This window comes from Kitasatospora cinereorecta, from assembly GCF_024172095.1.
GTDB classification, from domain to species: Bacteria; Actinomycetota; Actinomycetes; order Streptomycetales; family Streptomycetaceae; genus Kitasatospora; species Kitasatospora cinereorecta.
Genome location: NZ_JAMZDX010000004.1, coordinates 662,506 through 683,464, shown reverse-complemented (window position 1 = coordinate 683,464; position 20,959 = coordinate 662,506). Strand labels below are relative to the sequence as shown.

Below are 20,959 nucleotides of genomic sequence, written 5' to 3'. Positions count from 1 at the left end.
CCCCCGGATGCGGTGCGCGTGGCAGCATCGTCGCGTGATCAGTCAGCCCGAGGGGAGCAGCGCCGTGGTGCAGGGCGACGCTGTGGTCAGGGCCCTGCTGACCGCCGTCGCGACCCTGGAGGATCTCGTCGCGGTGGGACACGACGCGCAGGTCGCGCTGAGCACACTGGAGGGCGTCGCCCACGAGCTCGGTGAGATGGAGTCCGACGAGCGTCGGTGGTTCGTCGAGACGTTGGAGCGCGTCGCCGAGGGCGACCCGGGCCGGGCCGCCTGGATCCTTGGTCTTCCGTACGCCCTGGGCCTTTGAGCGTTGAGTTGAGGAGTGCGGTGTTCGTCGAGATCGTCTTCGTGGGCCTGCCGATCGACCGGGATGAGGTCGAGGAGGCGTTGGAGGCCGCGTTCGGGTCCGAGGGCGAGATCACGGGTGCCGGGAGCGGGATGGGACAGTGCCATCTCGACCTGGAGATCGCGCCGGGCATGGACCCGGACGCGGCGCTCGACCGGCTCCGCGCCGTACTGGCCGGTCTCGGCGTCGAGAAACATGCGACGCTCACCGTCGGCGACTGATCCGAACACCCCGGCTAAGGGCAGGTGGAGCCGGATCGGCAGATCGGGGCGGCGGGGTCGGGGCGGGCCGGGGTGTCGGCGGTGGGGCCCCGCAGGACGGCGACGAGGGCGAGGGTGAGGAGGGCGGCGACGACGAACTGGGGGCCGGCCGTCCAAGGGGACTTCCGGCGGGCTGCCAGGACGGCGACGGTCAGGGTGAGGAGCAGGAAGGCCGCGGTCCAGACGACGAAGTGAGAGTCGGCGGCCCGTTCCCCGGCGGCGCGCTGTGCGACGGCGGCCGGGTCCTTCGGGTTCGCCGTGAACGGCCGTGCGGCGAGGTCGATGAAGAGGACGCCGACCAGGTACACCACGCCCAGGGCGACTGCCAGGCCGATGCCGAAGACGGAGTCGGCGAACAGCCTGACCCGGTCGGCGGCCAGTGCGGAGCGCCGGGATTCGGATGCGGGCCATCCTTGCGGTCCGCGGGAGAGGAACTCGGGTGCCTCGGGCATGAGTTCATTCTGTCCCGGCGTCAGGCCCGTACACCAGGCCGGTACGCCGCCGGCCGAAGATCTTCCGCCATGGCCGTCCGGCTGACACACTCCCTCCCGTGACCACACACGAAGACGTGTACGAGTGTCGCTACGGGTGGACCCCGAAAGCGATCCGCAAGCGGCGGTCCGCCGTCGTGGGGGTCGGGGTCGGGGTGTCGGCGCTGGTGGTCGGCGCGGTGAGCGGGGGCGTGCTCGGCTGGGTGGTGGTCGCGCTGGGGGTGCTCGCCGTGGTGACCGCCGGGCTCTCGGTCGGGATGACGTCGGCGTCGGTGCGCGGCGGCCGGGTGGCGTTGCGGGTCGATGCCGAGGGCGTGCTGCTCGGCGGGTACCCGTTGCGGTACGAGCAGGGCTGCGCCCGGGTGCCGTGGAACGAGATCACCGCCGTGGAGCTGTGGGTCCAGGCGACGGGCGGCATGCCGTACGTCGGCGTGCACCGGCTCACCGGCGCGCCCGCCCTGCCGAGCGGGACGGAGAACCCGGCCGCGATCCGTGCGGCGGAGCGCGCCGCCGGCCGGCCGTGGGAGCTGATCACGGCCAGCCGACCGGTCCACCTCTGGCAGCTCGACACTCAGCTGCTGCTGGAGACCATCGGCCGCCACGCGCCGAACGTCGTGATCACCGTGGACCCGGCCTTCCCGTCCGACGGCTGAACGGGCCCGCACACGAGAGCCGGCACCAGGGCCGGGCCCGGGTCACAGCAGGTCGGCGAGGTCCGCGAAGATCCGCCCGCCGGCTGCCGCGGCGGCAGGGGAGAGGGCGTCGAGGGTCAGGAAGCCGTGGATCTGCCGGCTCTCGCAGCGGTGCCGCACCGGTACGCCCGCGGCTGCCAGACGCGTCGCGTAGGCGTCGCCCTCGTCGCGCAGCGGGTCGTGCTCCGCGGTGACGACGACCGCGGGCGGCAGGCCGCCGAGTTCGGCGTAGAGCGGGCTGACGGCCGGGTCGGCGCGGCGCGAGGCGTCGGGGACCCACAGTTCGGCTCCCCAGGCGACGGCGTCCGCGTCCAGTGCCCAGCCGGTGCCCTTGGTCCGGACGCTCGGCCGGGACAGGGTGAGGTCGGTGTTGGGGTAGGCCAGGACCTGGAGGGCGGGCAGCGGTCCGTCCTCGTCGCGCAGCCGCAGGCAGGCGAGGGTGGCGAGGTGGCCGCCCGCGCTGTCGCCCATCGCCACGACCGGCCCGGCGGTCCCGGTGGTCGCACCGGCGTCCGTGTGCGCCCAGCGCAGGACCGCCACGGCGTCGTCGACCGCGGCGGGCCACACGTGTTCCGGCGCCCGCCGGTAGTCGACGGCCACCACGGCCACGCCGGCGCCGTGGACCAACCGCCGGCAGAGGCGGTCGTGCGAGTCCAGGTCGCCGATCGCCCACATGCCGCCGTGCAGGAACACCACGGTCCCGCGGTCCGCGCCCGGGTGGCGGTACAGCCGGACCGGTACGTCGCCGGGGCCGACGGTCAGGTCGGACACCGTGTCGACCTCGGGCCCGCGGACCTGCCCCGCGACCCGCGAACGCTGCGCCCGGCGCAGCCCGGCCGCGCCGAGCTCACGGGCCGAAGGCCCGGGGTCGCGGCGGACCGCCTCGACGAAGGCGGCCAACTCGGCGTCGGCCAGCTGGTGGTGGAGGTTGTCGGCTGCCGTCACTGGGTCCCCCGGTCCGGATGGTGCGGTGTCGTGGTGATCTCGCGAACGCTACCGGAGGCGCGCCGACGGGGGCGGGGGAGCGGAGCGGCGTACGGAATTCCTCGAAGAAATCCCGGCGCGGAGTGTCGGATCGGGGCGGCGGCGATCGTAGAAGGGGTGAGAGGCGGCCCGAGGGGGCGGCCACAGGACAACAGGAGACGATCCACCATGCAGTACCTGCTTTCCGTGATCTTCGACGCGCCCGGCCTCGCCACCCCGGACGAGGACGTGGCGATCGACGTGTTCAACGACCGGCTGCGGGCCGAGGGCCGGTGGGTGTTCGCCGGCGGCCTCGGGACGCCCGAGACGGCGACGGTGATCGACAACCGCGGTGGGGCGGCGATCGTGACCGACGGGCCGTTCGTGGAGTCGAAGGAGTTCCTCGCCGGCTTCTGGATCATCGAGGCTCCCGACCTCGACGTGGCGCTCGCGCTGGCGGCGGACGGGTCCAAGGCCTGCAACCGCAAGGTCGAGGTCCGGCCGTTCCTGTGACCGGAGGCGAGGTCGCAGCGGCGATCACCCGGGCCCACCGCGAGGAGTGGGCCCGGGTGGTCGCGACGCTGACCGGGCGCTTCGGCGACCTCGACACGGCCGAGGAGGCGGCCGCCGAGGCGTTCGCGACCGCGGTCGAGCGGTGGCCCGTCGACGGCGTCCCGCCGCGTCCCGGCGCCTGGCTCACCACCACCGCCCAGCGCAAGGCCATCGACCGGATCCGGCGGGAGGCCCGGCGCGCGGAGAAGCACCGGGAGGCGCTGATGCTGTCTGACACCCCCGAGCCGACCGGCACCGCGCGGCCGACCGGCGCCCTCGACGACGACCGGCTGCGCCTGCTGTTCACCTGCTGCCACCCCGCGCTCGCCGTAGCGGCGCGGATCGCGCTGACGCTGCGGATGGTCGGCGGGCTCACGGTGGCGGAGATCGCCCGCGCGTTCCTGGTCCAGGAGACGGCGATGAGCCGGCGGATCACCCGCGCCAAGGAGAAGATCAAGGTCGCCGGTATCCCGTACCGCGTGCCGTCGCGGGAGGACCTGCCGGCCCGGCTCTCCGGCGTGCTCGCCGTCCTCTACCTGGTCTTCAACGAGGGGTACCTGTCCTCGGAGCCCGGTCAGGAGGCGGTGCGCGGCGACCTGACCGCCGAGGCGATCCGGCTGACCCGGCTGGTCCGGGCCCTGCTCCCGGAGGACGGCGAGGTCGCCGGGCTCCTCGCGCTGATGCTGCTGACGGAGGCCCGGCGCCCCGCCCGGGTCTCGGCCGACGGCGAACTCGTCCCCCTCGACCGGCAGGACCGCCGCGCCTGGGACCGCGACCTGATCGCCGAGGGTCACGCCCTGGTCCGCGCCCGCCTGGCCAGTGGCCTGCCGCCGGGGCGCTACCAGCTCCTCGCCGCCGTCAACGCCGTCCACACCGACGCCCGCGACGCCCGGCACACCGACTGGTCGCAGATCGTCGAACTCTACGACCAGCTGGTCCGCCTCGACCCCTCACCGATCGTGCGCCTCAACCGGGCGATCGCGGTCGCCGAACTCGACGGCCCGCAGGTCGCCCTGGCCCAGGTGGACGGCCTGCCGCTGGACGGCTACCACGCCTTCCACGCCACCCGCGCCGACCTGCTGCGCCGCCTCGGCCGGAGCGGGGAGGCACGGGCCGCGTACGACCGCGCCATCGCCCTGGCCGGCAACGCGGCGGAGACGGCGTACCTGACCCGCCGCCGCGACGACCTGCCTGCCGGTCCGTGAGCCGCGCGGACCGACCGTTCGGGGTGGGTCGCCTGTGTGTGGGCGCGGGCAGCTGCCACGGAGTCTTGGGCCGTGTACGAGCGGACCTTCGCCTGGCGGTGGGCACCATGGCGGAGATGGCGTACCTGACCCGCCGCCGTGACGAGCTGCCCGCCGCTCCGTGAGCCGCGCGGTCCGACCGTTGGGGGTGGGTCGCTCGCCTGCTGTGTGTGGGCGCGGACGGCTGCCACGGAGTCGTGGGTCGCGTACGGGCGGACCGTCGCCTGGCGGCGGGGAATACGGAGGAGATGGCGCACCTCACTCGCCGCCGTGACGACCCGCGCGGACCGACCGTTCGGGGTGGGTCGCTTGCCGATGTCGGGTGAGGGCGCGGGCGGCTGCCGCGGAGTTGTGGGCGGCGTACGAGCGTCCCCATCGGCTGGCGGCTGGCGGCGGGCGACGCGGCGGAGACGGCCCTACCTCACCCGCCGCTGTGGCGAAGTGCGTGAGGGGCGCGGGCCGGTGGTCGGTGGGTGGCGCCGGGCGGAGAATGCTGCTGTGGCCGTGCGGATGGAAGCGCCGCTGGTGGGCCGTTCGGCGCTGATGGACTCGCTGGACCGGGCCGTGGACCTCGCCGCGGACGGGTGGGGCGGGGCGGTGCTGCTGGCGGGGGAGCCGGGGATCGGGAAGACCGCGGTGGCCGCCGAGCTCGTGCGGTACGCGGCGGGCCGGGGGACGGCGACGATGTGGGGCGCGTGCGAGGACGGCGGCGGCGCGCCGAGTCTGTGGCCGTGGCGCCAGGTGCTGGGGGAGCGGGCGGGGACGGTGCTGGGCCCGGACGGGCCGGTCGGGGACGACGCCCGGGGCGCCCGGCTCGCGCTGTTCGACCGGATCGCCGAGACGCTGCTGGCCCTGGGCCCGCTCCTGGTCGTGCTGGACGATCTGCAGTGGGCCGACCCGGCGTCGGTCCTGCTGCTGGGACACCTGGCCGTCCGGGCGCGGCGGGAGCGGCTGCTGCTGGTCGGGACGTACCGGGATGTCGAGCTCGCCGCGGACCATCCGCTGCACGCGCTGTCCGGCCTCGACGTGGTGCAGCTCGGTGGCCTGACGCCGGACGGTGTGGGGGCGCTGCTCGACCGGCTGGGCGGGCCGGTCGGCGAGGAGCCGGCGGACGCGGTGTGGCGGCGGACCGGGGGGAACCCGTTCTTCGTCCAGCAGGTCGCCCGCCTCCGGGCGGCGGGCGGGGATCGCGGGGCCGTGCCGGTCGCGGTCGGCCAGCTGGTGGCGCGGCGCCTGGCCCGCCTGCCGGACCCGACCGCCCGGCTGCTCGCCACCGCGGCGGTGCTCGGCCGGCGGTTCTCGCTGCGTCGGCTGGCGGCGGTGGACCACCGGCCGCAGGAGCGGCTGTCCGAGCTGCTGGAGCCCGCCGTCGCGGCCCGGGTGGTGACGCCCGAGGAGGACGGCGAGCACCGGTTCGTCCATGACCTGTTCCGCGAGCACCTGCTCGCACAGCTCCCCGCCGGGTCCCGCGCGCGGACCCATCTGGCGGTGGCCCGGGCGCTGGAGGGCAGCGGGTACGTCGCCGAACTGGCCCGCCACTACGCGGCGGCCCTCCCGGTCGGCCCGGTGGAGCCGGCGGTGGACTTCGCCGCGCGGGCGGGGCGGGCGGCGATGGCCGAGCTGGGGTACGAGGACGCCGTCGGGCACCTGCGCCGGGCGGTCCGGCTGTGCCCGGACGGCGATCCGCGGGCGGTCGGGCTGCGGCTGGACCTGGCCGAGGCACAGCTGAGCGCCGGGATGCGGGAGGAGGCGGTGGACGGCTTCCGGGCCGTGACGCGGGCCTCCCCGGGCCCGGCTGCGGCTGCGGCCGCCGCGCTCGGTCTGCACCGCGCGGGGGTCCGCAGCGGGGACTCCCGGCGGGAGCTGATCACCCTGCTGCAACACGCCGAGTCCGCCCTGCGCGGGGAGCCGGGCGCCGAGGCGTTGCGGGCCCGGGTGCTCGCCGCCTGGGCCCGGGAGTCGGCGGACGGTCCCGACCAGGACGTGGCGTCCGCCCGCGACCGGGCGTGCGAGGCGGCCCGGGTCGCGCGGCAGGCGGGCGACCAACGGGCGCTCGCCACCGCCCTGTTCGCACGCCACGACGTCGAGTGGGCGCCCGGTACGGCCGCGCGGCGCCTGGAGATCGCGGACGCGATGGCCGGGGCGGCCGCCGCGGCCGGTGACGCGGAGCTGGAGTTCGAGGCGCTGATGTGCCGGTTCGTGGCCCTGGTGGAGCTGGCCGATCCGCGGGCGGTCACCGCCCTGCACGAGGCCGGGCAGGCGGCCGAGCGGTCCAGGCTGCCCAGGGCCGGGTATCTGGTGCGCTCCCGGGAGGCGGCGCTGGCCCTGCTGCAGGGCCGCTTCGAGGAGGGTGAACGGCTCACGCAGGAGGCCGCCGCGCTGGCCGCGGCGATCGGCGAGCCGGACGGTGCCGGCGTGGCGGGGACGCAACGGATCGCCGCCGCGATGACCCGGGACGGTCCCGTGGGCGTGGCGCGGGCGGTGGAGGAGTCCGGGGACGCCGCCCTGCCGCCCGAACTGCTGCCGCACGCGCGCTGCTTCGCCCACCTCGCGGCGGGCGAGCCGGCCGCCGCGGCCGCCGTCCTGCGCGCCCTGCCCCCGGCCGACGCCCTGTCGGGCTACCGGTGGCAGGCCCTGCCGGGCGTGGCCTTCGATGTGGAACTCGCCGTCGCCGCCGCCGTCCCGGAGGTCCTGGCGGACCGGTACGAGCGGCTGCTGCCGTACGCGGACGAGACCGTCGTGGTCGGCGGCGCCGTCGCGGTCCTCGCGCCGGTCGCGCTCTACCTGGGCCTCGCCGCGCCGACCCCGCAGCGGGCGGCCGAGCACCTGCGGGCCGCGGTCGCCGCGGCCGAACGGCTCGGGGCCCGCCCGGTCGCCGTCCGCGCCCGCCTGGAACTCGGCCGAGCCCTGCTCGGGTGCGAGCCCGACCGCGAAGCCGGCCGGCAGCTGATCGCCGAGGCCGGTGCCGCCGCCGGGGAACAGGGCCTCGACCGGCTCCGCGACCGCGCCGAGGCGCTGCTCGCCCACCCCGGCACCGACCGCGTCTTCCACCGCGACGGCGAGACCTGGACCCTCGCCTTCGCCGGGCGCACCGCCCACCTCAAGGACGCCAAGGGCCTGCACGACCTGGCCCTGCTGCTGGCCAACCCCGGCCGGGAGATCCCCGCCACCCGCCTGCTCTCCGGCGAGGACACGCCCGCCCCCGGCAGCGACGAACTGGCCGACGGACCGGCGCGCGCCGCCTACCGGACGCGCCTGGACCGGCTGGACACCGAGATCACCGAAGCACGCGAGGGCGGGCACGCGACCGCCCTCGCCCGGGCGCAGGACGAGCGCGACGCCCTGATCGCCGAACTGCGCCACGTGTACGGCCTCGGCGGCCGCCGCCGGCGCCTCGGCGACGAGGGGGAGCGCGCCCGCACCACCGTCACCGCCCGCATCCGCGACACGCTGCGCCGGATCGACGGCGCCCACCCGGAACTCGGCGCCCACCTGTCGGCCTCGGTCACCACCGGCCGGGTCTGCGCCTACCGGCCCGCCGAACCCGTCCACTGGCAGCTGTGACCCCGGGGGCTCACGCGCCGTGGGACGCGATCCCACGCCTCTCGGTCAAGGACACCCGTCCGAGAGAGGTGATCGAAATGACGACCGTGGAAACCGCCCCGGAGACCGACCTGATCGAGCAGGCCGTGGGCACCGTCTTCGGCGACCTCGGCGCGGCCTGCACCGCACCGCTGGTGGTGCTGGGCGACCGGCTCGGCCTGTTCCGCGCCCTCGCCGGCGCCGGACCGCTCGGCCCCGCCGACCTCGCCGCCCGCACCGGACTGGCCGAGCGCTACGTGCGGGAGTGGCTGCGCGGCGTCGCCGTCGCGGGCTACCTGGACTACGACGCGGCCACCGACCGCTTCACCCTCACCGACGCATACGCCGCCGTCCTCGCCGACGACGCGGGACCGGCCGCGCTGATCGGCGTCTTCCCCGGCTTCGCCGCCCTGTGGGCCGACCTCGACCGCATCGAGGACTTCTTCCGCAGCGGCGGCGGCATGGGTTGGGGCGACCACCACCCCGCGCTCGGCGCGGCCCAGGACCGCTTCACCCGGCCCGCCTACGTCCACGGCCTGGTCGCCGAGTGGATCCCCGCCGTCGACGGGATCGCGCCGCGACTCGAAGCCGGGGCGCGGGTCGCGGACCTGGGCTGCGGCTGGGGCCAGTCCTCGATCCTGATCGGGCAGCGCTGGCCCAACACCCGGGTCACCGGCTTCGACGCCGACGACGCCGCCATCGCCCACGCCCGCTCCGCCGCCGTCGAGGCCGGGGTGGACGACCGGGTCTCCTTCGAGGTCGCCGACGCCGCCGGCTACCCCGGCAAGGGCTACGACCTGGTCACCTTCACCGACTCCCTGCACGACATGGGCGACCCCGTGGCGGCCGCCGCGCACGCCCGCACCACCCTCGCCGACCACGGCGCCGTCCTGGTCGTCGAGCCGCTGGCCGCCGACCGCTTCGCCGACGACTTCGCCAACCCGTACGCCCGGATCGGCTACGCGATCTCCACCCTGGTCTGCACCCCCTCCTCGCTCGCCCAGCCCGGGGCGGCCGCCCTCGGCGCGATGGCCGGCGAAGCCCGGCTGCGCGAGGTCCTCGCCGCCGCCGGACTCACCCGCGTGCGCCGCATCGCCCAGGACAGCGCCCCCGTCAACATCGTCCTGGAGGCCCGGCCCTGACCGTGCCTCCGGCGTCCCCCCGCCGTGGGCCCGGGGCCGGGGCGGTGGCCGCGCCGATGACGGCGGCGTCACCGCCCCGCCCCCGGACTTGGAGGAACCGTTGGTGGAGGCCCCCGATCCGCCGGACCTCTGGCTGCTGCTCGTGCTCCCGCACCGTGCGAGCCGACACCCGGTCAGCCGTGTCCGGCCGTTCGACTGCTGACAGAACGCCCGGAGGTGTGCCACGCTGTCGCCCGGTCGGCCGAACATCCGCAACCAGCGCACCGGGCCGACGCGGGGGAGCACGGGGGAGTCACCACCATGTCGCGAACAGGCGGCACCGGTCGTCGCGGCGCGGTCGCGCCGCGGACGGCGGGTACGGCCGCGGCCTGCGCCGCGGTCCTCGGGCTGGCCCTGGCGGCCCTCGCCCTGCACCCCGACGCCGACCCGCCGCGCGGCCACGACCTCGCGCCGCTCGCCCACCACTCCGGCCTGATCGGCCTGCTGGTCGCCGGGACGGCGGTGCTGCTCGGTGTGCTGGCCCGGCGGTTCCGCGCCGGGGCGAGGTCCGTCACGCCGCCGAACGCCGTGGCCGAGCGGCTCGTTGACGCGGTCGGGTGGCTGCTGGTCGCCGGCGCGGTCCTGCTGCCGGTCGCCCTCCTGCTGGTGCACGGCCGGGACGCCGGTCCGGCGCCGCTCGTCCCCGACCTGTCGCACCCCACGCCGCCGCCGATGGGGTCCGGTGCGCCGGGCAGGCCCGGCCGGGCGGTCGCCGACCTCGACAGCTCGCCCCCGCACTCGGCGGGCCACCTCGGCGCCGGGCTGATCTGGCTGGGCCTGGCCGCGGTCGTGGCGGCGGCCGTGGTGTTCGCCGTCCGGCAGTGGCGCCGTCGCGGCCTCGCCGGGCCGGCACCGGTGCCCGTGCACGGGACAGGCGGTGAGGCCACCGCCGGCCTGCTCGCCGAGGCGGTCGCCTCCGGACGGGCCGCGCTGCTGGGCGGCTCGGACCCGCGCAGCGCCGTGATCGCCTGCTACCGGGCGATGGAGACCTCACTCGCCGACGCCGGCGTCGACCTGCTGGACTCCGACAGCCCGACCGACCTGCTGAGCCGCGCCGCCCGGACCGGCCGGCTGGACGACGCCCGCGAGGCGCAGACCCTGGCGGAGCTGTTCCGCGAGGCCCGCTACTCCACCCACCCGATGGACGCCGGCCACGTCCGCCGCGCAGGCGACGCGCTGGACGCCATCGCCGCCCGCCTCGACCGCTCCGCGGCCGCCCCCGAGGACGCCCGATGAAGGCAGCACGCCCGATGAAGCCTCCCGCCCCCGGCAGCGTCGCCCACAGCCTCGCCCACGCCGCCGTCCTCGCCGTCGTGACCGAGGCCGGCCTCGCGCTGGTCGGCGGACTGCCCGCGTTCTGCGGCGGCGCCCTGGTCCTCGCCGTCCTCGCCCTGGCCACCGCCCGGTACGTGGCCGGCGCCGACTCCGAGGACCGCGGCCACCGCGACGAGGCCCGCCGGATGCACGCCCGGCAGGTCAACCTCGGCGACTGGCGGCAGCTGGTCGACCGGTCCCTGTGCGGCGAGGACGGCTACGGCCCGGTGCTCCGGCACCGCATCCAACGCCTGTACGACGCCCGGCTGCTGGAACGCCACCGGATCTCCCGCCACCACCACCCCGAGCGGGTCGCCGAACTGACCGGCCCGCAGGTCTGGCCGTGGCTCGACCCGGCCCGCACCGACCCGCCCGGCCCGCTCACCGAGTCCGACCTGCGCATGCTCGTCGACCAGCTGCACCGGCTCTGACCGCCCGGCCCCACCCTCGACCGCCACCTCCCCAGGAGTACCGTGACCACCACCACCCACCCGGCCCCCGGCACGCTGACGCCGCAGCAGGCCGGCGAACGGGCCCGCGCCGTCCTCGACGAGGTCGAGCGGGCCGTCACCGGCAAGCGGGAGGCCCTCGAGCTGGTCATGCTGGCCGTCCTGGCCGGCGGCCACGTCCTGATCGAGGACCTGCCCGGCCTCGGCAAGACCCTGCTCGCCCGCTCCTTCGCCACCGCGCTCGGCCTGGACTTCCGCCGGATCCAGTTCACCCCCGACCTGTTGCCCTCCGACGTCTCCGGCGCGCCCTTCTACGACCAGCGCACCGGCGAGATGGTCTTCCGCCCCGGGCCGGTTTTCACCCGGCTGCTGCTCGCCGACGAGCTCAACCGCACCCCGCCGAAGACCCAGGCCGCCCTGCTGGAGGCGATGGCCGAGACGCAGGTGTCCGTCGACGGGACCACCCACCCGCTGCCGTCCCCGTTCGTGGTGATCGCCACCGCCAACCCGATCGAGTACGAGGGCACCTACACCCTTCCCGAGGCGCAGCTCGACCGCTTCCTGCTCCGGGTGCGGATGGGCTACCTGCCGGTGGCGGACGAGGCGGCGATGCTCCGCGCCCGCCTGGAGCGGGCCGCGCCGGAGGCCGTCCTGACCGCGCTCACCGACCCCGCCGAGGTGCTCGCCATGCGGGCCGCCCTGGAGGGGGTCGAGGTCTCCGACGACCTGGTCGACTACGTGGTCGCACTGCTGGACGCGACCCGCAACGACCCGCAGCTCCAGGTCGGCGCCTCGCCGCGGGGCGGCCTCGCCCTGGTCCAACTCTCCCGCGCCCGGGCCGTCCTGGCCGGACGCGACTACGTCGTCCCGGAGGACGTCAAGGCGCTCGCCGTCCCCGCCCTCGCCCACCGGGTGTCGCTGCGGCCCGAACTGTGGGTCCGCCAGGTCGACGCCGACGAGGTCATCGCCGACCTGGTCGCCCGCGTCCCCGCCCCGCGCACCGCGCCCAGCACCGCGCCGAGCACCGCCCCGCGCGCCGCGTCCGAGGACGACCCGCACCGGGCGGCCGCGGCGGTCCGCGCGTGAGCCTCGCCCGCGCCCTCGGCGAGGAGGCCCCCGCCGCGGCCGAACCCCCACCACCCCCACCCGCCGGCCGACGCCTCACCGCCCGCGCCCTGCGCCTGCTGACCGTCGCCGTCACCGCCGTCACCGCCGCGCTGCTCCTGCGCGAACCGTGGCTGCTCGCCCCGGCCGGCGGCGCCGCCGTCCTGCTCGCCCTCGGCGCGGCCGGCGGCGGCCGCCCGACCCGCCCGGCCGCCACCGCCGAGGTCGCCCCGCGCCGCTGCTTCGAGGGCGACACCGTCACCGCCCGCATCACCGTCGACTTCGCCGGGGAGGCCAGCTGGCTCGACCCCGGCGTCCACCTCGGCCCCGGCGTCGAACTGCGCTCGCTCACCGTCACCGGCAACGTCCTGCACCTGGAACTCGCCGCGGCGCGCTGGGGCCACCCCTTCCTCGGCGCGGTCGACATCGACCTCCACGACCGCGGCGGACTCACCCGGCGCACCGTCCGGGTCGACCTCGGCCGCGCCCAGGTCTTCCCCGTGCCCGGCGCCGCGGCCCTGACGCCCGTCCCCGTCCACCTGCCCCCCTCCATCGGCGAGCACACCGCCCGCCGGCACGGCGAGGGCATCGAGGTCGTCGGCGTCTCCCCGTACGCGTGGGGCGAGCGGCAGCGGCGCATCCACTGGCCCTCCACCACCCGGCGCGGCGCCCTCCAGCTCAACCGCTTCGCCGCCGAACACGCCGCCGACACCGTGGTCCTGATCGACACCCTCGCCGACTACCAGGACGCCGACACCGGCACCTCCAGCCTCGACGAGTCGGTCCGTGCCGCCGCCGGCATCGCCCGCGCCTACCTGCGCAGCCACGACCGGGTCGGCATCGTCACCGTCGGCACCGCCACCCGCTGGCTGCGCCCCGGCACCGGCGACGCCCACTTCCACCGCATCGTCGAGAGCGTCCTCGACGCCCGCGACCCGCTCGCCGGCCGCCGCAAGGACCGCCACCGCCAGCCGGCCGCCCCGCTCGCCGCCGCCGTCCCCGCCGACGCCCTCGTGTACGCCCTCACCCCGCTCGCCGACCACCGCATCCTCGACGCGCTCGGCGAACTGACCGCCCGCGGCACCCCGCTGGTCGTCGTCGAAGTCCCCACCGGCAGCCCTCGGGTCGCCGCCGACGACCCGGCCGGGGCGCTCGCCCTCGCCCTCTGGCAGGCCGAACGCGAGGCCATGCGCGCCGCCCTGCGCAGCAAGGGCATCCCCGTCGTCGCCCACCACTCCGGCGAGAGCCTCGATCTGTCCCTCGCCCCCCTGCTGCGCTCCAGAATCCCGGGAAGGTCGCGATGACGCCCAAGGACCGCACCGCCCGGCCGCTCGGCCTCGCGCTCGCCCTCGCCGCCTGCAACCCGCCCGGCCTGGCCCGGCACTCCTCGCTCGTCCTGCTGACGGCCGTCGCCGTCGTCGCCGTCGCCTGGTGGGCTGCCCCGATCGTCGTCCGCCGCCCCGTCCGCTCCACCACCGGCCGGCGCGGCCACCTCGCCCACCACCGCAACACCGCGCTCGCCGCCGGCAGCGTCGTCGTCGCGGCGCTGAGCCGCCCCGGCCCCTGGATCGCCGCCGTCTTCACCGCCCTGCTGCTGGCCTACCTGCTCCTCGCCGACGCCCGCGCCGCCGGCCCGGCCGGCCTCCACCAGCTCCGCGCCCGGATCGCCCCCGTCGCCGCCTACGCCACCGGCGCGCTGGTCCTCGCCCTCGCCCTGCTCCCCGTCACCGTCGACGGCTGGGCCCCCCTGCTCGCCGTCCTCGCCGTCGCGGGCACCGCCACCGCCGTCGGCCTCGCCCTCCACGGCCCCGCCGCCGACCCGTCCGACGCAGCGGACGCCTGACCGCGAACAGGCCGCCCGTTGCTGCGCCTACGGGGTCGTGACCTGGCGGCTCCAGGGATACGGTGGTAGCAGAACAGGAAATCCTCAGCATCAACGCATCCAGCTGGGGTGCCCCGTGGCCGCACCGGGGCGCGGTGCTCGGGCAGTCCTTGCTTTCTTGTGCGGAAATCTCTCCCTCAAGCTCGGCGCCGACTCCATGGACCTGAGCGCAGGTCACTTCGGTCCGACGAGTGGCAAGCCATCGATTCAAGGGAGTAACGATGGACATGAACCACGGACTTCACGGACACCACGACGGCGACATGACCCTCGGCACTCACGGCATGCTGCTTCTCGGCGGAGAGGTCTTCTACATGTCGCATCTGCCGATGTTCATGTCGCCACACAACTTCCAGGTCATCCTGGAGGTGAGCCTGGACGACACCGACGGTTCAACGGTCCGCTCCCATCAGCATGTTGTGCCCGAAGAGCCGTACGACACGTTCGTTCCCGAAGACTTCCCCATGAGCGAGTTGGATCCGCGCGGCGCCGGTCCGCGGCGGACGTCGATCACCGGCACGATCTTCTGCGGCCACTTCGAGCGCAAAGGCGGGCAGCACCCGCCGCTCGCCAAACGCACCATCGCCACCGTCCAGAGCGTCGTGTACTTCGCGCAGCTCGATGTGGAGGCGGAGCACCAGGACGACCGGGAGCTCTCCTACCTCTGCTTCGGCCGCGGCGGGCAGTTGTACCTCGCTCACGAGATCAACGCGGCGCCTGACTTCGACCAGGTGCTCGCGGTTCGGGCCGTCCCGGGCACCGCGACCAACCCGCTCGGAGAGCGGCTGCCTGACGACGACGCCACCCTGGAGAAATTCTTCGCAGAGCGTTTCGCCGTGGCCGAACCGGTCGCCATCGGCGGGCGGAGCGACAAGCCGGACCAGCGGGTGGCTCCCCCCGAAACGGTCCATGGGTCGTTCTTCGCCACCGCGCCCCCGAGTGGATTCCACGGGTTCGGCGTGCAACTGGAGGCGGAGCGGGAGGTGTACATGGAGACCGGCGATCTGCGCAAACCCTAGTACTCCAGCTGTCGATCTTGATCACGACTGTTGGAGGGCCTGACGTTGGTAGAGACGTTGGATCTCGCCGCAGGTCAGCGGGGCGAGCCCTGACGGCGTGGTCACGGTGGTCCGTTCGATGGCGGCCGTGACCAGGAGGAATGCGTGCGCGAGCATGGCCGGCGTGGTCCAGCGATGCCAGGAGGTCCAGCGGCGGACCTGGTGCTCGTCCAGGCCGGTCAGGCCCTTCGCGGACTGGAAGGTCTCCTCCACCGTCCAGCGGCGCCCGGCCACCCTGGCCAGGGCGCTCAAAGGAACGGGTCCAGTCGAGTAGCAACGGTAGAAGGCGAGTTCGCCGGTGCGCCGGTTGCGTCGAATGAGCAACGACTGGTGACCCGTGCTGCTCGCCGGGGTGTCGATCTCTACTTGGGCCCAGTCGTAGAAGCGGTGACCTTTGGCGCCGTCTCCGGCTGAGAGTCGCTGCCATGCAGTCTTCGTTCGGGAGGGAGTGAGCCACCATGCCGGCCGTGAAGACGCCCGCGCGGGTCGGGATCGGTCGCTTGCGTGAGACGGTGAGGACGTAGCCGACCTGACGGCACTCCAGTTCGACGCTCAGGTGGGGGTCGCCGCCTAGACCTCGTCGCCGGTGACCCATGAGGCCGTGACGCCGGCGTCCAGGGCCTGGGTGATCATCTCGGTGGCCAGGGCGGGCTTGGTGGCAAACCCCGTGTGGTCCGGGATGCCTGCGGCCCGGCACCGGTCGGGGTCCTGAGTCCAGGAGCGTGGGATGTAGAGGCGCCGGTCGATGGCAGCGTGCCCGGCCGGGGTGGAGTAGACGAGGTAGACGGCGACCTGGGCGTTGTCGATTCGCCCCGCAGTCCCGGTGTACTGGCGTTGCACCCCGACGCTCGCGGTGCCCTTTCTCAGGTCACCGGTCTCGTCCACCACCAGGACGGCGCCCTGGTTGCCGAGGTGCTCGACCACGAAGTCCCGTATGTCGTCGCGGACTCCGTCGGCGTCCCAGGACGCGCGGCTGAGCAGGTGCTGCATACCGGCCGGACTGCTGTCACCGGCATGCTCCGCGGTCGTCCAGCAGTTCTTCCGCGGCAACTCGGCCAGCAGGCCCAGCACGAAGGCCCGTGCCCTGCGACGCGGCTCAACCTGGCCGAACCGGCTTGCCACCCTCGCCATTAGGTCGTCGAAACACCGGCTGCCACCGGGCAGGGGTCTACGCTGTGTCCCACGGCCATCGGCTGATCTTCGTCTGTCCACACAAGCGACGATGATCAACGGTGGCCGTGCTCTTCTACGCCACCCAGCAGTACAGGTTCTCGTCTCCCTCGCGGACGGCACGGGCCAGGTCGGCCAAGCCGCTCAGGATCCACACGGCGATCTCGGGGTCGAAGACCTCGCCGTCTGCCGCCCGCTCGGCCACCCACAGCCGGCTGACTTCAGCGAGCCGGTGCTCGGCGGCAGTGCACAGGGCATCTTGAAGGGTGCCGGAGACGGCGAGGACGAGCGGACCCTCGCCGTCGTCCGGGTCGACAACTGTCTCGGGAACATCGTTGTCAAGGACTTCCTCAAGGCTCGGACCGGTGAAGATGCCCTCCCACTCGATCAGAGCCTCCTCGACATCGAAGTTGCCGAAGGTCAGGGACTCGAAGACCCCATCGGGACCACCCTCCGCGACAGCAGCGGCAGCTTCGGCGTCCGGTGCCACGAAGAACTTGATGACGATGCTCACCGGGGCATAGTGCCTGTTCCACCGGGCCCGGTCTACCTGCCAGCGGCCAGCAGAAGCCGACCTACCGACCCGAGCTGCTGTCCGCCCACAGGCCAAGATCAAGATCTACAGCTGGTACTAGATGATCGATTCCAAGCCGTCAGTGGTCATAGGCAGTCAGCGACCGCATGACGGGCTGGCCGGTGTGCTCGTTGTGCCAGATGCCGGCGGTCAGCGCGAGGATTCGCTGAGCACGCGGACCATCACGCCGCCGGGGGTGCGGCCGCGGTGGCGTTCGAGGTCGAGTTGGCCCTTGAAGGTCTCGTTGATCGACTCGATGACCTGCCGCAACGGCTTGAACAGCTGTGATCCGGCCCGCTCAGCCTCGCCCTTGCGGGCCGGACGCAGCAGTTCGATGTTCAGGCCGGCCAGCTGCGACTCGAACTCGCGGCCGAAGTAGTTCTTGTCGCCGATCAGCGTCTGTCCTGGTGGCCGGTCGGTGACGAGCGTGGGTTCGGTGGCGAGATGTCGAGGAGTGTCTCGCGTTCGTCGGCCTTCGCCCCGGTCAGCGCGAACGCGATCGGCAGCCCGCCCAGCGTGCACAGCAGGTGCAGCCGAAGTCCCCGGAAGTAGCGAGTGTGGCTGGCGCAGTAGCCGTACTGCGGTGGCCAACTCGCGCATGACGTGCCGGATGAGCCCGGCCGCCTTCCGCAGCCTCTTGTTGTAGCCGGGCTGCTTCGGCAGGTACGGGAACAGGTGCCTCAGGTGGACCCGGGCATGCCGGAGCCAACGGGCCTCGGAGGTGTAGCCGAGCATGGCCTGCATCATCGGCAGCGTTACCAGTTCGGCATCGCTGAGCTGCGGCGTTATGCCGACCACCGGCCGCCACGGGGCGAGCTGCGGCGAACCCATCAGCAGGTCGTCGGTCCTGACGTAGAGTGCGGCCGCGAGGGAGTCCATGTCTGGCGTCACAACCTGACTGTGGACTCCCTCGTCTCATACGCGCAGCCAACCCTCGGAATCGCGGCAGGTTTGTACGCGGTGGCGTGTCGTCACGCCCAGTCCTCCGGTTCCCAGGCGAAGAGCAGGTCGAGCAGCTCCGGGTCCCCGTCGAGTTGCAGGGAGTCCGCCGAAATGCGGTCGTACCGCCAGAGGACCAGATCACTGGCCGTGCCGCGAATGGAGAGGCCTGCCGCTTCCGGGGCCTCGCCGATGGCGGGCAGCCGGGTGGTCCGTGCACCGTCGCCGTCGACCGTGAGGCGCCAGGAGCGGCCCTCGGTGGCGTGAAAGTCGAAGGCGGTGGGCTTGTGCGGCCAGGCACTCCTCGTGAAGCTGGCGATGAACAGGCTCTCCTCGACACCGTCGAGCGCCACCTCGACAGGCAGTGAGGCCGACTCGCCCACGGCGAGCTGGGCGTCGTAGGTGTGCACCGCGATCTCCTGCACCTGGTGCCGGGCGACGCCACCGGCAGTGTGCGGCGTCTGCGTGACGCCCCAGCCGGTGAAGCAGCCCTGGTCCGGACCGGCCTCCCGCAGGGCCGCCAGCAACAGCTCGGTCGAGGCGGCCAGCCAGGCCAGCACGGCCTCGCGCTCCTGCGGCGCGACCGCGTCACCCTGGGCCGGGGTCCTGGACGTGGCGTCCGGCCCGGCGGCGACGGTGGCGGCCCAGCGGCGGCGGCCCTCGCCGATGTGCTGCACCAGGTCGAACAGCGTCCACTCGGGGCAGGTCGGCACGGGCAGGTCGAGGCTGGGCGCGACGGCGATCGCGGCGCGGAAGGCGGTTGAACGTTCGTCGATCAGCCGCAGCAGATCGGGAAACTCCAGAGTCTTGTGCACGGCGGTAGTTCTACCACCATGATCCATTCGCCCGACAGCGGTTTTCCCAGCCGATACGGCGGGGAAAACCGGCCCAGGCGAGCCCACGCTCGGGCTTCCGCTACGCCACAGCCGAGCCCCGTGTCCCGGGCGACAGAACCACGATCCACTCGATCGCTCCGGTCGCCTCGGCCTCGGCCAAGATCGCGGTGGACAGCCGCTCCCAGGTCCCGTCCAACTCCCAGGTCCGGCAGCGGCTGTACACCGTCTGCTGCTGATGCTCATCCCCCGCTACTGCCGACAACCGCAACAGGAGACCGCGTTCTTGCTGTTCGGCACCTCAACGCGCAGCCCAGGACCCCTTGGAATCAATCATCTAGGTTCACCATGAGATCGGGTGCAGGCTTCATGGCACCGTCCTCCTGCGGTGCCCTAGCGTCGTGCCATGACGATTCCAGCTGGACTGAGACGCGCGGTCCTCCGGGCGCAGCGGGACACCGGTTTTCTTGCCGCGGGTGTGCTGCCTCACCTGGCGCTTGTGCCCGTGTGGGCCTGGGCGGCGGCGACTATCGCCAGGACGGGGAACTGGCTCCTTACGGTTTCCCTGTCGGCCGCCCTGGTCCTGCTCGGCACCCCGGTGCTGACGGCCGTTCAGCGGGCTCGCTACCGGGTGCTCATCGGTGTGGACGTCCCCCGGCTCACCCCCACCGCGCCGGAACAGTGGACGTGGGCCTCGACCGCCCGGTGGCTCGCGGCGACGTGGCCTTGGCGCAAGATCGGCTACCACCTCCTGCTGGGCCCGCTGCTCGCGCTGCTGGAACTGCTGGTGCTCGCGGTGGCAGCGGCGTGCGTGGCGGGCGTCATCGCCTACGCCTGGTCATGGGCGCTGCCAACCGGAGTCCGCCAGGACTGGTTCGGCTACCTGACCCAGCTGCCGGCTTACACGGCGGCTGGACTCCTCCTCCTGTGCGCCCTGCCCTGGACCGCGCGGGCAGTAGCCCGGGCCGAGGCGCGGCTGGCGTTGGGCCTGCTCGGGCCCAGTCAGGCGCAGCGGCTCCAGGAGAGGGTCGATCAGCTGACCGTGAGCCGGACCGACTTGATCGAGGCCGTCGACGCGGAGCGCCGCCGGATCGAGCGCGACCTGCACGACGGCACCCAGCAGCGGTTGGTGTCTCTCGCGGTCAACCTGGGTCTGGCCATTGCCACCTGCCCGGACCTGTCGAGTGATGCCCGCGAGGTGATCGCGAGAGCGCACCTGGAGGCGAAGGAGGCGATCGCCGAACTCAATGACCTGGTGCGGGGGCTGCACCCGGCCGTGCTCGAAGACCGAGGTCTGGACGCGGCGTTGTCCGGGCTGGCTGCCCGCACGCCCCTGCCGGTGCGGCTGCGGGTCGATCTGGAGGAGCGGGTGGCGCCCAACGTGGAGTCGGTCGCGTACTTCGTGATCTCCGAGGCGCTGACCAATGCAACGAAGCACGCCAACGCGATGCATGCAGAGGTGGTAGTCCGTCAGGTCGGCGAGGTGCTGCGAGTGCGCGTGACCGACGACGGGCTGGGCGGTGCCGACGCCGCTGGCGGCACGGGGCTGACCGGGCTGGCCAAGCGGGTCGGCTCCCTCGACGGGGCCTTCCACGTCAGCAGCCCCGTTGGCGGGCCCACCACCATCACCGCGGAGCTGCCGTGCGCGCGGTGATCGCCGAGGATTCGGTGTTGTTGCGGGTCGGCCTCATCAAGGTGCTGGAGATGGGCGGGTTCCAGGTCGTCGCGGAAGCCGGCGACGCGGAGGGGCTGTTGGCGGCGGTGGCGGAGCACCGGCCCGAACTCGCCTTGATCGACGTCCGGATGCCGCCCGGCTTCACCGACGAGGGGGTGCGGGCGGCGATGGAGATCCGTCGGCGCTGGCCGGGGACGCCGGTGGTGCTGCTTTCGCAGTACGTGGAGGAGCGGTACGCGGCTGACCTGCTGTCTGCGAACACCAGCGGTGTGGGCTACCTGCTCAAGCAGCGGGTTGCCGATGTCGCCGACTTCGTGGCGGCGGTCCGGCGAGTGGCGGACGGGGGCACGGCCCTGGACCCGCAGGTCGTCGCCCAGTTGCTGCTGCGGCGCGACAGCGACCCGCTCGCGCGGCTGACCCTCCGCGAACGGGAGGTGCTCGGCCTGATGGCCGAGGGGCGCTCCAATGCCGGCATCGCGCAGGCGCTGGTGGTCAGCGAGAGCGCCGTGGCGAAGCACATCAACAACATCTTCGCCAAGCTCGACCTGCCCGTGGTCGACGCGGACCACCGCCGCGTCCTGGCCGTGCTGCGGTTCCTCGGAGCGTCCCGGGCCTGACCTTCCCATCCGTGATCACGAGCTACGGCTGGA

The 20,959-nt window shown here is 74.1% G+C and carries 19 protein-coding genes and 2 pseudogenes; 15 read left to right on the top strand and 6 right to left on the bottom strand.

What is annotated here, in order from left to right:
• Window positions 1–34 precede the first annotated feature (34 nt).
• Together FHR36_RS23250 and FHR36_RS23245 are read left to right on the top strand one after the other, a co-directional pair.
• Window positions 35–307 carry a hypothetical protein gene (locus tag FHR36_RS23250; protein WP_253800104.1) on the top strand — a complete coding sequence of 91 codons (273 nt, stop codon included), beginning with the start codon at window positions 35–37 and terminating at the stop codon, window positions 305–307.
• A 20-nt stretch (window positions 308–327) separates the two neighbouring features.
• Window positions 328–567, top strand: a complete 240-nt coding sequence (locus FHR36_RS23245; RefSeq protein ID WP_253800103.1) for a hypothetical protein — start codon at window positions 328–330, stop codon at window positions 565–567.
• 14 nt (window positions 568–581) lie between these two features.
• Here FHR36_RS23245 and FHR36_RS23240 read toward each other — a convergent pair whose 3' ends face one another.
• Complete coding sequence (locus FHR36_RS23240; RefSeq protein WP_253800102.1) at window positions 582–1,058, bottom strand: DUF6234 family protein; 477 nt, start codon at window positions 1,056–1,058, stop codon at window positions 582–584.
• 98 nt (window positions 1,059–1,156) lie between these two features.
• Here FHR36_RS23240 and FHR36_RS23235 point away from each other — a divergent pair, with 98 nt between their 5' ends.
• Window positions 1,157–1,750, top strand: a complete 594-nt coding sequence (locus tag FHR36_RS23235; protein ID WP_253800101.1) for a hypothetical protein — start codon at window positions 1,157–1,159, stop codon at window positions 1,748–1,750.
• Between the two features lie 42 nt (window positions 1,751–1,792).
• Here FHR36_RS23235 and FHR36_RS23230 read toward each other — a convergent pair whose 3' ends face one another.
• Complete coding sequence (locus FHR36_RS23230; protein WP_253800100.1) at window positions 1,793–2,734, bottom strand: alpha/beta hydrolase; 942 nt, start codon at window positions 2,732–2,734, stop codon at window positions 1,793–1,795.
• Window positions 2,735–2,941: 207 nt separating this feature from the next.
• Here FHR36_RS23230 and FHR36_RS23225 point away from each other — a divergent pair, with 207 nt between their 5' ends.
• From FHR36_RS23225 to FHR36_RS23180, 10 genes are all read left to right on the top strand, one after another.
• A complete protein-coding gene (locus tag FHR36_RS23225) occupies window positions 2,942–3,265 on the top strand; it encodes a YciI family protein (protein WP_253800099.1) in 324 nt (107 codons plus the stop codon).
• A complete protein-coding gene (locus tag FHR36_RS23220; protein ID WP_253800098.1) occupies window positions 3,262–4,509 on the top strand; it encodes an RNA polymerase sigma factor in 1,248 nt (415 codons plus the stop codon). The genes FHR36_RS23225 and FHR36_RS23220 overlap by 4 nt, the downstream gene beginning before the upstream one ends.
• Window positions 4,510–5,046: 537 nt before the next feature.
• Entirely contained in the window at window positions 5,047–8,112 is a 3,066-nt protein-coding gene (locus tag FHR36_RS39475; RefSeq protein WP_308199624.1) for an ATP-binding protein, read from the top strand.
• Window positions 8,113–8,189: 77 nt separating this feature from the next.
• Window positions 8,190–9,272, top strand: coding sequence for a methyltransferase domain-containing protein (locus FHR36_RS23210; protein ID WP_253800097.1), 1,083 nt, complete (start codon window positions 8,190–8,192; stop codon window positions 9,270–9,272).
• A 300-nt stretch (window positions 9,273–9,572) separates the two neighbouring features.
• Window positions 9,573–10,547, top strand: a complete 975-nt coding sequence (locus FHR36_RS23205) for a DUF4129 domain-containing protein (protein ID WP_253800096.1) — start codon at window positions 9,573–9,575, stop codon at window positions 10,545–10,547.
• Window positions 10,544–11,056, top strand: a complete 513-nt coding sequence (locus tag FHR36_RS23200) for a hypothetical protein (protein WP_253800095.1) — start codon at window positions 10,544–10,546, stop codon at window positions 11,054–11,056. Before FHR36_RS23205 ends, FHR36_RS23200 begins: the two co-directional genes overlap by 4 nt.
• 42 nt (window positions 11,057–11,098) lie before the next feature.
• Window positions 11,099–12,160 carry an AAA family ATPase gene (locus FHR36_RS23195; protein WP_407660852.1) on the top strand — a complete coding sequence of 354 codons (1,062 nt, stop codon included), beginning with the start codon at window positions 11,099–11,101 and terminating at the stop codon, window positions 12,158–12,160.
• On the top strand, window positions 12,157–13,482 hold the full coding sequence (locus tag FHR36_RS40010) for a DUF58 domain-containing protein (protein ID WP_253800094.1): 1,326 nt from the start codon (window positions 12,157–12,159) through the stop codon (window positions 13,480–13,482). The genes FHR36_RS23195 and FHR36_RS40010 overlap by 4 nt, the downstream gene beginning before the upstream one ends.
• Window positions 13,479–14,021: a hypothetical protein gene (locus FHR36_RS23185; protein WP_253800093.1), complete on the top strand. Its 543-nt coding sequence runs from the start codon at window positions 13,479–13,481 to the stop codon at window positions 14,019–14,021. The genes FHR36_RS40010 and FHR36_RS23185 overlap by 4 nt, the downstream gene beginning before the upstream one ends.
• Window positions 14,022–14,281: 260 nt before the next feature.
• On the top strand, window positions 14,282–15,079 hold the full coding sequence (locus FHR36_RS23180; protein ID WP_253800092.1) for a hypothetical protein: 798 nt from the start codon (window positions 14,282–14,284) through the stop codon (window positions 15,077–15,079).
• A gap of 126 nt (window positions 15,080–15,205) precedes the next feature.
• On the opposite strand, the pseudogene FHR36_RS23175 reads toward FHR36_RS23180, so the two are convergent.
• The 4 genes and pseudogenes from FHR36_RS23175 to FHR36_RS23160 form a co-directional block, all read right to left on the bottom strand.
• Window positions 15,206–16,249, bottom strand: a pseudogene (locus tag FHR36_RS23175) (IS701 family transposase); the annotation flags it as partial.
• Window positions 16,250–16,364: 115 nt separating this feature from the next.
• A complete protein-coding gene (locus FHR36_RS23170; RefSeq protein WP_253800091.1) occupies window positions 16,365–16,802 on the bottom strand; it encodes a hypothetical protein in 438 nt (145 codons plus the stop codon).
• A 139-nt stretch (window positions 16,803–16,941) separates the two neighbouring features.
• Window positions 16,942–17,753 (bottom strand): annotated as a pseudogene (locus FHR36_RS23165) (transposase).
• A gap of 80 nt (window positions 17,754–17,833) precedes the next feature.
• Window positions 17,834–18,616: a maleylpyruvate isomerase family mycothiol-dependent enzyme gene (locus FHR36_RS23160; protein ID WP_253800090.1), complete on the bottom strand. Its 783-nt coding sequence runs from the start codon at window positions 18,614–18,616 to the stop codon at window positions 17,834–17,836.
• Window positions 18,617–19,040: 424 nt separating this feature from the next.
• Between FHR36_RS23160 and FHR36_RS23155 the strand changes: the two genes are divergently transcribed.
• On the top strand, window positions 19,041–20,288 hold the full coding sequence (locus tag FHR36_RS23155) for a sensor histidine kinase (RefSeq protein ID WP_253800089.1): 1,248 nt from the start codon (window positions 19,041–19,043) through the stop codon (window positions 20,286–20,288).
• Complete coding sequence (locus FHR36_RS23150; RefSeq protein WP_253800088.1) at window positions 20,276–20,926, top strand: response regulator; 651 nt, start codon at window positions 20,276–20,278, stop codon at window positions 20,924–20,926. Before FHR36_RS23155 ends, FHR36_RS23150 begins: the two co-directional genes overlap by 13 nt.
• The last annotated feature ends 33 nt before the right edge of the window (window positions 20,927–20,959 follow it).

What these genes read in the sequence shown, in the direction of transcription:
- FHR36_RS23240 (WP_253800102.1), bottom strand. Translation starts at nt 1,058, where the DNA reads ATGCCCGAGGCACCCGAGTTCCTCTCCCGCGGACCGCAAGGATGGCCC.
- FHR36_RS23225 (WP_253800099.1), top strand. Translation starts at nt 2,942, where the DNA reads ATGCAGTACCTGCTTTCCGTGATCTTCGACGCGCCCGGCCTCGCCACC.
- FHR36_RS23210 (WP_253800097.1), top strand. Translation starts at nt 8,190, where the DNA reads ATGACGACCGTGGAAACCGCCCCGGAGACCGACCTGATCGAGCAGGCC.
- FHR36_RS23205 (WP_253800096.1), top strand. Translation starts at nt 9,573, where the DNA reads ATGTCGCGAACAGGCGGCACCGGTCGTCGCGGCGCGGTCGCGCCGCGG.
- FHR36_RS23200 (WP_253800095.1), top strand. Translation starts at nt 10,544, where the DNA reads ATGAAGGCAGCACGCCCGATGAAGCCTCCCGCCCCCGGCAGCGTCGCC.
- FHR36_RS23185 (WP_253800093.1), top strand. Translation starts at nt 13,479, where the DNA reads ATGACGCCCAAGGACCGCACCGCCCGGCCGCTCGGCCTCGCGCTCGCC.
- FHR36_RS23180 (WP_253800092.1), top strand. Translation starts at nt 14,282, where the DNA reads ATGGACATGAACCACGGACTTCACGGACACCACGACGGCGACATGACC.
- FHR36_RS23155 (WP_253800089.1), top strand. Translation starts at nt 19,041, where the DNA reads ATGACGATTCCAGCTGGACTGAGACGCGCGGTCCTCCGGGCGCAGCGG.